Genomic DNA, 11,299 nt, shown 5'->3' with positions numbered 1-11,299 from the left:
GAAACTTTCGCTAGTTCCTCTAAGTTTTGGACTCCACTATAGCTTTTACCATTGATGATCCAAGTGGGGAAGCCTTCAATTTTTGCGGCTTTACACAGTTCGGGTTGAGCTTTGAGTCCATCGGGAGCGCATTCTACTTTAACATCCTTGTTGATTACTTCCTCGGCTTCTTTACCAAAAAGCAGCTTTTGTTCATGGCAGTGAGGACACCAGTAAGCACTGTATTCCTTCGCGCCTACCTTCGCCAGATGTTGTGCTAAGGCTATTTCTGCCTCACTAGAAGTAGTGGTAACTTCCCAACCGAACGCTGGGTTAGGGTCTGCCTTGGGAGTAAAGGTAATTTTTGCGGGTTGTCCTGGAGTTACAGGTGTGACATCTGATTGATTCACGCCAGCATAAATGCCTAAAGTGGCAATCAGCGTCACCATCCCTACAATCAGAGCGGTAAAGAAGATTTGTCCAATATCCTCCCAAGTCCGACCGATAATCGTCAGCACTAAAAGACTCACAGAGAACAAAGCTGAACCGATACAGTAAAGACAAATAGCTTTGATTTGAGATGCTAGCACGTACATTAAGTAGCCGCTAAAAACAGACATTGCGATCGCACCCGCTAGCAGCAGCAACCACGTCCAATTTTCCAATTGTTTGCGGCTATTCTTTTCCCCTGAGTTAAATACCAAAGGAGCCAAAGCAAATATCACCATACTGATGTATGCCAAAAACCCGAACAAAGCTAATGGCTGACCAAAAACCGTTGCCCAAGGGCTGGAAAGTACATCATTACAGCCCTTGACACCAGCCTGTGCCACACAAGCTGCACTGCCTCCTGTTAACTTTTCTATGGTCAGATAACCAGTTATCAGGGCACCACATCCAGCGATCGCGGCAATCAATGGACGTGACCATTTATGAATCCAAGGAGTAGAACGACGGCGAATCATAAATATTGGGGAATGGGGAATGGGGAATGGGGATGGTGGGGCCCCCTCTGGGGATAAGGGGGAATAGGGAATGGGGAATTGCGGAATCGGGAATAATAATTGTTCGCTTGCTCCCCCTACTCCCTACTCCCCACTCCCCACTCCCTACTTTCTAAGAATGTAACTTCACTTGTTCTGCTGATTTCTTTTCACTTTTGGAATTCCAATTGCGACGTGCAGCTTCGACAAATTGACTGACGCGAATTGGGTCAATTGGTTGCTCTATACGTCCGTGACGTTTTAAGGAACTGGAAACTATGACACCATCTGCTGCCTGCATCAATGTATCAATATTTTCCCAATTCGCTCCACTACCGATGAAAACTGGCGTGCCAGCTGCTGCACCACAAGCTAGTTCCAAATCTTCTAAGTTAGGTGGGCTACCAGTAGCCCAACCAGATAAAATTACTCCGTCAGCTAAACCCCTTTCAATGGTGTCTTTCACGGCGACTGTGAGATTTGGAGAACTCAAAGGACGGGCGTGTTTCACCAATACATCGGCCAGGATTTTAACATCACACCCTAACTCCCGTCGATAGCGGAGTAGTTGATGGGCTTCTCCCTCAATTAATCCTTGATCGGTTGCCATCACTCCTGTGAGAACGTTGACGCGGATGAATTGCGCCTGTACACAGCTCGCGATCGCCATTGCACTTTTAGCGTCGTTTCGCAGAACATTTAACCCTACAGGCAAAGTCACCAAATTTTGTATCCGTTGTACCACAATGGTCATGGCACTCACAACCACCGGATCAACTTGGTTTTTGGTAAACGGGGCGTCGAAAAAATTCTCCACAATCAGCCCGTCAACCCCTCCACTTGCTAGGGCCACGGCTTCTTGTTCGGCGCGGTCAATCACCGCTTTTAGGCTACCTCCCCAACGAGGTGAGGTCGGCAGTGGTAGCAGGTGAACCACGCCAATAATCGGTGAGCGAGTTTTAAATAATTGATATAAGTCCACGTCTTTAATCCGCCTCGCGGAGTCCAGAGTCTAGAATTTTTTGACTATTGACTGTATGACCCTTGACTCTTGAGTTTTCATTAACTAGTCAAATGTGTTTTATGATAGTCGGTTTATTGCCTCCTTCCTTAGATGGAAATTGGCCTCCAACCTCCCATAAGATATGTTAAGATAAAACTTGGCTACAAGAGGAGTTTGCCACTCACTAGACGCAAGGCAGCTTTCCGTGGTTTAGGCGTCTTGTCCGCGCCCAGTCGTAGGACTTGCCAATCGCCAGGCTAGCATTACTGCTTTATAAGCGTAGTCGCTTTCGTCGATTTTCCGGAGGGTAGCGACTTCTCACAACAAGCCCTTTGGGCGGCTTCCCGATGGGTAGATTAACAACGCACACGCTGTGGTAATGTAAAATACCAATAGGCGAATTGTTAAAAAAGATTACAAGTGTCAAATGTACCCAAAGACACTTCAATTTACCCTGGGGAACAGATTGATAGAAATATCATAACATGACCTCTATTTTTATTTATTAATAGGGTTATGACACGAACAGTTATTGACAGTGGATATTTGCCACTGCGCTGTTTTCAGGAGGATAGTGATAGCAAAAAAGCTTAATTTTCCGCCAGAGTGTTTGATTACAGGAAGAAAAAAAATGAAGATTTTTTCAAAATATGGGTGACAAGCCAACAATTGCCATTTCTCACCTGGGCTGCGAGAAAAACCGAATTGATACAGAACACATGCTGGGAATGCTCGTAGAAGCAGGCTACGGTGTAGATACAAATGAAGAGTTAGCCGATTACGTTATTGTTAATACTTGTAGTTTTATTGAAGCAGCCCGGCAAGAATCTGTCAGAACTTTGGTAGAACTGGCAGAGGCAAATAAAAAAATCGTAATCACCGGCTGTATGGCACAACATTTCCAAGAACAACTTTTGGAAGAGTTGCCGGAAGCAGTAGCGGTGGTTGGTACAGGTGATTATCACAAAATTGTAAATGTAATTGAGCGTGTTGAACTTGGCGAACGGGTTAAACAGGTTAGTATAGAACCAACCTACATCGCCGACGAAACTACACCGCGCTATCGCACTACAACCGAGGGCGTGGCTTATCTACGGGTTGCGGAAGGATGTGATTATCGTTGTGCATTTTGTATCATTCCTCATCTTCGAGGGAACCAGCGATCGCGTACTATTGAATCTATAGTCGCCGAAGCCGAGCAGTTAGTTAGTCAAGGGGTAAAGGAAATTATTTTAATTTCCCAAATCACCACTAATTACGGTCTAGATATTTACGGTAAGCCAAAATTAGCCGAATTACTTCGCGCTTTGGGGAAAGTAGATATACCGTGGATTAGAATGCACTATGCTTATCCCACGGGACTGACCCCAGATGTGATAGCGGCCATCCAAGAAACACCCAACGTCTTGCCTTATCTGGATTTGCCCTTGCAACATTCTCATCCAGAGATTCTCCGCGCCATGAACCGTCCTTGGCAAGGACAGGTAAATGATGGGATTATAGATCGCATCAAAACGGCGCTACCAACAGCCGTACTGCGGACAACATTTATTGTTGGTTTCCCAGGAGAAACAAGCGAGCATTTTGAGCATCTACTAGAGTTCGTTGAGCGGCATGAATTTGATCATGTTGGTGTCTTCACCTTTTCCTCTGAGGAAGGAACCCCCGCTTACAAGTTGCCAAATCAGTTGGCTCAAGAAGTGATGGATGATCGCCGATACCAACTGATGGAACTCCAGCAACCGATTTCTCAAAAGAAAAATCAACAGGAAGTAGGCAAAATCATCGATGTCCTGATTGAGCAAGAAAATCCTGAAAGTGGTGAATTAATCGGTCGTTCAGGTAGATTTTCCCCAGAGGTTGATGGTCTGGTGTATGTCAAAGGCCAGGCAAAATTAGGAACCATCGTGCCAATAGCGATTCACCACGCTGATACATACGACCTCTATGGTCAAGTAGTCAATAACTAAATTGTCTTTTGTCTTTTGTCCAAAGTCCATTTGTTAAATGACCCTTACAGATTCAACCTTATTCTGAGGTCAACGCTGCATTAATAGCAGTTTTCATAAGGGTTTACCTGAAACGCTGGCGGACTTGTTGGCATAGCCTCTCCAAGATTTGAGGCATCGCTACCGCCCTAAGCTCACTAATGACTAATGACTAATGACTAAATGACTAATAACTAATGACTAAATGACTAATCCAAAAATCCTTAGATAAAATTTAGGACGAATTAATGACTCTTTCATTTCAAGAATTAGGCATTTCCCAAGAACGTGTCGCACAACTAGAAAAAATCGGTTTTACCGAACCCACTAACATTCAAATACAAGCAATTCCCCAATTGCTGGACGGTCGTGATGTGGTAGGTCAATCTCAAACTGGAACAGGCAAAACGGCAGCATTTTCACTGCCAATTTTAGAACGGCTGGATATTAATCAAAGAGCCGTGCAAGCCATAGTTTTAACACCAACTCGTGAATTAGCAATGCAAGTTCACGATGCGATCGCCCAATTTATCGGTAATGAAGGATTGCGGGTGTTAGCAATCTACGGTGGTCAATCAATTGACCGCCAAATGTTGCAACTCAAACGTGGCGTTCACATGGTTGTGGGTACTCCAGGGCGGGTAATCGATTTGCTCGATCGCGGCTGTTTAAAGCTGGATCAAGTGAAGTGGTTTGTGTTGGATGAAGCCGATGAAATGTTGAGCATGGGCTTTATCGACGATGTGATCAAAATCCTGTCGCAAGCGCCCGTAGATCGCCAAACAGCTTTATTCTCGGCAACAATGCCACCATCGATTCGGATGTTGGTGAACAAGTTTTTGCGATCGCCTGCAACTGTCACCGTTGAGCAGCCAAAAGCCGCTCCCAACAAAATCAATCAAGTAGCTTACTTGATCCCCCGTCACTGGACAAAAGCCAAAGCATTACAGCCGATTCTGGAAATGGAAGATCCAGAAACAGCTTTAATCTTTGTCCGCACCAGACGCACAGCCGCAGAACTCACCAGTCAGTTACAAGGGGCTGGTCATAGTGTCGATGAATACCACGGTGACTTGTCTCAACAAGCGCGGGAACGGCTATTAGTCAGATTCCGTAACCGTCAAGTTCGTTGGGTGGTAGCAACCGATATTGCAGCACGAGGCTTAGATGTCGATCAACTGTCCCACGTAATCAACTTCGACTTACCCGATAGCGTAGAAACTTATGTCCACCGCATTGGTCGTACTGGTCGTGCTGGTAAAGAAGGAACAGCAATTTCTTTAGTACAACCATTTGAGCGGCGCAAACAGCAAACATTTGAACGTCATAATCGCCAAAGTTGGCAATTGCTGACCATTCCTACACGCGCACAAATTGAAGCGCGGCACATCCTGAAACTGCAAGAACAAGTGCGAGAAGCTTTGACAGGTGAGCGTTTGGCTTCATTCTTGCCAATTGTTAGCGAACTGATTGAAGAATACGATGCTCAAGCGATCGCCGCAGCTGCACTGCAAATCGCTTACGATCAAACTCGTCCCGCTTGGTTGAGTTCAGATGTGGAAATTCCCCAAGAGGAATCCTCTGCTCCCAAACCAAGACTCGGTAAGCGTCGTGAATCTTCTTCCAGCGATCGCCCCCGTGCTGCGTGGAAATCAGATAGCAGCAATGGTGAAGAAAGACATTCTTCTCCCAAGCCCAAACTACGGACAAGTGGACAGGATTCTTCTGCATCTCCTAGTAAAAAGATAGGTTCACCTACAGCTAGGGAATCAGCTTCTTAGTCAACAGTTAGAAGTTAATCGATTTTGGATTTTAGATTTTTTCTTCAATCTAAAATCCAAGTTGCGCTGGAAGCGCAACAAAGGTGCGACCCAAATCTAAAATTGGCAGAGTTGAGAGTTAGGAGTCAAGATTTTGACTTTGGCTCTTGACTTTTTGGCTTTTTGGGTAAATTATCCTACCCGTTTGTAGGAAGATAAATTAAAGATGCATTCTTAAGTGGTCTTATGTTCACTATTCCAGACTTAGAGCAACTACAAGCAGAGCATCCAGAATGGCAGATGGAGCTAGTAGACGGAAATATAGTTCTTATGGGGCCATCAGATTATGAGTCAGAGGAAATAGGTGCTGAGTTAGTTAGATTACTAGGTAATTGGGTACGCCCACAGAAGCTAGGACGGGTGACTGGTTCAAGCGCTGGTTTCATTTTGCCGACGTTAGAAACTGAAAACGGGAAAGAAGCTGATAACGAAAAACGAAATCTCCGCGCTCCCGATGTATCTTTTGTTCGTGCTGATAGACTGAAAACAAGCAAGCGCGACTTTGTGGAACTGGTTCCTGACTTGATGGTAGAGATAAAATCTAAGTCAGACCGGATCAAACCACTGGTAGAAAAAATTCAGTTATTCTTACAACTAGGAGCTACGGTTGGTATCCTGATTGATCCTGAGAAATTGACGCTCACAGTTTATCGGCTCAACCAAGAACCAATAGTTTTGCAGGATAATAAGAAACTGACACTACCAGACTTATTACCAGGTTGGGAGCTAGTAGTGTCAGAAATTTGGCCTCCTGTGTTTGAGTAGTTCAGAAATACTACAACCAAGGACGACTAACTAGTTCTAACTCTCCAATTTCATCGTCGCTCAATCTCCAGCCTAAAGCACCAGCATTCTGCCGTACCTGTTCGGCTGTCTTCACCCCAGCAATGGGAATAACGTTACCCTGAGCAATTAACCAGTTGAGAGCAACTTGGGCAGGAGTGCGATCGTATTTTTCACCGAACTTGCGTAGCAAAGATATAACTGGGGCAATTTTTTGCAAACCTTCTTTGTTAAATCGCGAATCTACTTTCCTGGCACCAGTGGGAGTTTCAGTACTATCAATACTGTACTTGCCTGTAAGTAATCCCTGTGCTAAAGGACTATAAGCTAAAATAGTCACACCCAACTCACGGGCAGTTGCGATAATACCTTTGCTTTCAACTTGACGAGTCAGTAAAGAATAGCGGACTTGGTTCACAGCCAAAGGCACTCCCCGGGCCGCCAATATTTGATGGGCGTCCCGCATTTGCTCTGCTGAGTAATTACTCACACCGACTGTAGCAATTCTGCCCCGTTTCACTTCATCTGCTAGGGCATTCATCAAAGTTTCTTGACTTAACAAGAAGGCAAAAGGCCAATGCACTTGGTAAAGGGCGATTCGGTCAAGTTGTAGGCGTTTGAGACTCTCTGTTAAAGCATTAGAGACCGATTGGGCTGTAAATCGCCACGGTACAGGGCCAAATTTTGTAGCTATTTGCACAGGTTGTTGTGTTTGTTGGAGAAACTGCCCCAAAAATTTCTCGCTTTTTCCCATTCCATAGATTTCGGCAGTATCAAAGAAGGTAACACCAGCCTCTAATGCTGCGGTAAATGCTTCTTGCAACTGTTCTGGGCCATAGCGATCGCCATAATTCCAAAATAGTTTATCACCCCAAGCCCAAGTGCCTATGCACAAGGGTGTAACAGATGGGCCATTTTGCCCCAATGTGATGTTTTCCACGGTTGCAAAATTTAGTTTATTTACATTTCTTTACTTTTATAGTCTATCGTTATAGATAAGATTAGGTGCGATCGTCACCACTTGGCTGCAAATCTTGTGGTGTTGCACGCCCGTCGTAGACATCGCGCCTTGCATAAAAATTTAAAACCTGAATCAAACGCACATAAACAAGATCCCCGACAACTTCCGCGAAGTCGAGGATCTGCGGGTTGCAATTCTCACAAATCAAATAGGATTGCTATAGTTGAGTGTATTTTCTTGTATTTAAGAATTAGATGATTTATCCTGCTTGGGTTTTTTGATTAATTCCATGTAGACATTAATCTCACTAATTTCTACATCATGCTCAACTCTGGTTACTTTCCATCTTTCCTTTTTTAGGTAAACTTCCTCTCCTACTCTGGGAATAAATTGGAGATCGTAGAACTTTTTGAGAAAATCTTTTTGATTTTCTTCCCATAATATTACTTTGACTGGTTCTTTAGTCATTGCTTATGCCTTTTTGGTTACTAGACGAAGGTAAGTAGTTTGATGACATACATACGGCAAGTTTATCTTACTAATTCAATGGAATAGCGTAGTTAAAACCACAATTTCACATTGATATTGTATGTGGCTTAATTGCGTCCGATAAAGTTACAGCGCAATATAGGACATTGGGTATTAAGGATTTAGTGCGTCATTTTTTAGATGAAAAGCTTCTTGGAAGTATAAATTAGTACAAAGGAGTTAAACTTAATCAATAACTCTTACTCGATCCATACGTCTCAAAAGTTGTGGTGGATAATGTTCACTCACCTAACTGTAAATTGTTCAAATATCCCATAATTATTAAATTCCATGCCTGATAGCTACGATTTAACCCAGCTAGATCCAAATACTTTTGAGCATTTGGTAAATCATCTTGCTCTACGTGCCCTTGGGCTTGGATTAACAGGATTTAGTCCAGGTTCTGATGGTGGACGTGATGGATATTTTGAAGGAGAAGCACCGTATCCTAGTGAAACAGATCGCTGGTCTGGATGTTGGTACTTACAATCTAAGTTTCATAAGCCTAATCTTTCTAAAGATAGTCAGAAATGGTTATTAAGTCAGATTCGAGCAGAGTTAAAAGAGTTTAAAAATCCTGAATCTGGACGGAAATTACCAGATAACTGGATTGTTGCAACTAATATTGATCCTTCAGGAACTCCAGAAACTGGTGCATTTGATAAAGCAAGAGAATTAGTAGCTAACGAATTCCCTGAACTGAAAGATAACTTTCATATATGGGGTGGGCGTAAGATCCTTGATTTATTAATACTTAATCCAGAAATAAGCGATCATTACAGGCATTTTCTGACACCAGGAAACATCTTGACCGAAATTTTTAATCAACTTAAGGATGCACAACCTGAGGCCAAAACAATCCTTCGTTTCTTAATATTATATCAACTTGATGACCAACAATACACTAAACTAGAGCAAGCTGGTTCTGCTGGAGAAAGCCCAGGTATTCACCAACTTTTCGTTGACCTCCCATTTCGTTGTCATGAATATAATTTTCAAGACTTAGTAATGCCGCGGCTAGTAAAAACATCTGCCAGATGTCATCTTCTTGATGAACAAGAACCAGACACGAAGGAGTGGCAGATTTGGAACAAGCATCCATCACGAGCTAGAGTCTGGTTTATAAAAGGTGGCCCAGGACAGGGAAAATCAACAATTACCCAATTCTTTTGTCAAATTCAACGAGCAGCATTAATTGTAAATAAAGATATATCCCAGGTTCCACCAAAACAAAAGACCTTAGCATCTGAAATTCGCAAAGCTACTGAAAAGAATGGTTTTTGGCCTTCAGTACCTAGAATACCTATTAGTATTGAGCTAAAGGAATTTGCTCAATGGTTTGGAGAACAAGAAAGAAACAAGCCTCGTGGCATTTTAACATACTTAGCCTATTTTATTTCTGCTGGTGTTGAGCAAGAAGTTAATGTTGGAACACTCAAACGATTACTAGGAAATCGTAGCTGGGTCATAATTTTTGATGGACTTGATGAAGTTCCTCAAGATGTTAAGGATGCCGTTGCTACAGAAGTATGTCGCTTTGTAAATGATGTAGCAGTGGAAATCAATGCCGATCTTCTGACTCTATGTACATCTCGTCCCCAAGGATATTCAGGACAATTTGAAGATTTAGATGGTCCCACTATAGAACTGATAAATCTTTCTCCAGAAAAAGCTATTGAATGTGCCAAACCAGTGTTAGAACTGAATCGCTCTCCAAGTGAAGGAAAAAAAGCTCTACAAACATTGATATCTGCTATTCAATCTCCAGCTGTGCGTGAGTTGATGACTACACCTTTACAGTCTCATATCATGGCAATTGTAGTACGATCTGGTGAAAAACCCCCTGAAAGAAGATGGAAATTATTTACAAATTTTTATCAGGTAATTAGAAAGAGAGAAGCAAATAGGAATTTGCTAGATAAAAGATTAGCTAAACTTTTAAGTGAAGAAGAGCAATTATTGAAGACAGTACATAATCGCCTTGGATTTGTTTTACATGCTAGAGCAGAATTGAGTAAGGGCGCTCAGACAAAGTTAGATCGTAATCATGAGTTTAAAAAACTTATTACAGATGCAGTATCGCAAATGGTAGAAACAGAAATAGATGAAACTGTTGATGTGTTGATGCAAGCCACAACAGACAGACTAGTTCTGGTCAGTACACCCGTTGATGGTAATTATGTACGTTTTGATATTCGCCCATTGCAAGAATTTTTTGCAGCAGAATTTATTTATGAATCTGTGAGTGCAGACGAATTACGTGAAAGAGTTGAGTTAATAGCAGGTGATGCTCATTGGCGTGAAGTTATGCATTTTCTGTTAAGTGCTCTCGTTGAGAATGGGCGTAAAACAGAACTAGCAGTGGTAGTTGCGGTGCTAGAAAATCTTAACGAAGGAGATGATGAAAATTTACGTTTATTGAGACGCAGGCTTGGGCGTGGGGCTATTCTAGCTGCACGATTACTACAGGAAGGGGTACTAGAGCAAGATAAACGTATTCGTCAGCAATTCCGAAAATGCCTTGAACCATTAGCCCATTCTTTGGAAATTGAATTACTTTATCCTTTAATACAAGTCAGTCAGCCGAATTCACAGTCATGGTTATACAGTTTTTTGATTTCATGCTTATATGACAATAATCTAACTGAAAGTGTAGGTGCAGCTCTTGTCTTGGTTCATATATTGCCAGACAATCATGAGAAGGTAGAAGAAGTTGAAATTTTCCTCCTTGCATCACCATGTGATTATATTTCATGTGTGTTAACTTCAAATCTGTTAAGTCCAAATGCCGGAATGAGGAGACAATCAATTACTCTTAAACGTTGGCTCCTTAAAACTGTTGTTAAAATTCTCCTAAGTCCTAAATGGGCTTCTCTTACAAAGGAAGCATTTAAATCATGTATAGAAATTCTGAGCTGGAATATTGAAAATTTTTTTAATATTGCTAATGAGTTGAATCTTTCATCTAGCCAATTAAATATTTTTCAAGCTTTTTTGAAATTAAAAAATCCTGTATCTCGTAATAACAGAAATCACAAATATAAGGATTATTTTGTTGCTCAAGTGTTTTATAGCCCGCTAAATTTGATAGATAACATTTCTGATTTTAACCTTTTAGATAACTTTGATAACACTCCCAAACTGTTGCAGTTAATCTATTTGATTGCTCGTTATAGTAAGGAAAAACAGCGTTTGATTTTATCGGAAATTAGAAGTTGCTTTTCAGATAAAGGTGAGCATTTGTTTAATACTTT

At 42.1% G+C, this 11,299-nt stretch carries 8 protein-coding genes; 4 read left to right on the top strand and 4 right to left on the bottom strand.

The window, feature by feature from the left end:
• On the bottom strand, positions 1-944 hold a 944-nt coding region (locus VE944_RS15880; protein WP_324978612.1), incomplete at its 3' end, for a vitamin K epoxide reductase family protein.
• A 151-nt stretch (positions 945-1,095) separates the two neighbouring features.
• Positions 1,096-1,944: a photosystem I biogenesis protein BtpA gene (gene btpA, locus VE944_RS15875; RefSeq protein ID WP_324978610.1), complete on the bottom strand. Its 849-nt coding sequence runs from the start codon at positions 1,942-1,944 to the stop codon at positions 1,096-1,098.
• Positions 1,945-2,615: 671 nt separating this feature from the next.
• On the opposite strand from btpA, the gene rimO reads away from it, so the two are divergent.
• From rimO to VE944_RS15860, 3 genes are all read left to right on the top strand, one after another.
• On the top strand, positions 2,616-3,935 hold the full coding sequence (rimO, locus tag VE944_RS15870) for a 30S ribosomal protein S12 methylthiotransferase RimO (protein ID WP_324978609.1): 1,320 nt from the start codon (positions 2,616-2,618) through the stop codon (positions 3,933-3,935).
• Positions 3,936-4,201: 266 nt separating this feature from the next.
• Entirely contained in the window at positions 4,202-5,734 is a 1,533-nt protein-coding gene (locus VE944_RS15865; RefSeq protein WP_324978607.1) for a DEAD/DEAH box helicase, read from the top strand.
• 225 nt (positions 5,735-5,959) lie between these two features.
• Entirely contained in the window at positions 5,960-6,538 is a 579-nt protein-coding gene (locus tag VE944_RS15860) for a Uma2 family endonuclease (RefSeq protein ID WP_324978605.1), read from the top strand.
• Between the two features lie 10 nt (positions 6,539-6,548).
• Here the strand turns inward: VE944_RS15860 and VE944_RS15855 are convergent, their stop codons facing one another.
• Positions 6,549-7,496, bottom strand: coding sequence for an aldo/keto reductase (locus VE944_RS15855; RefSeq protein WP_324978603.1), 948 nt, complete (start codon positions 7,494-7,496; stop codon positions 6,549-6,551).
• Positions 7,497-7,760: 264 nt separating this feature from the next.
• Entirely contained in the window at positions 7,761-7,985 is a 225-nt protein-coding gene (locus tag VE944_RS15850) for a hypothetical protein (protein WP_251958529.1), read from the bottom strand.
• A gap of 351 nt (positions 7,986-8,336) precedes the next feature.
• Here VE944_RS15850 and VE944_RS15845 point away from each other — a divergent pair.
• The coding region (locus VE944_RS15845) for an NACHT domain-containing protein (protein WP_324978599.1) at positions 8,337-11,299 on the top strand (2,963 nt) is incomplete at its 3' end.

It is taken from the genome of Nostoc sp. (genome assembly GCF_035638895.1).
Taxonomy (GTDB): Bacteria; Cyanobacteriota; Cyanobacteriia; order Cyanobacteriales; family Nostocaceae; genus Nostoc.
The sequence above is the reverse complement of the archived record's forward strand: the minus strand, read 5'-3'. Positions and strand labels throughout refer to the sequence as shown.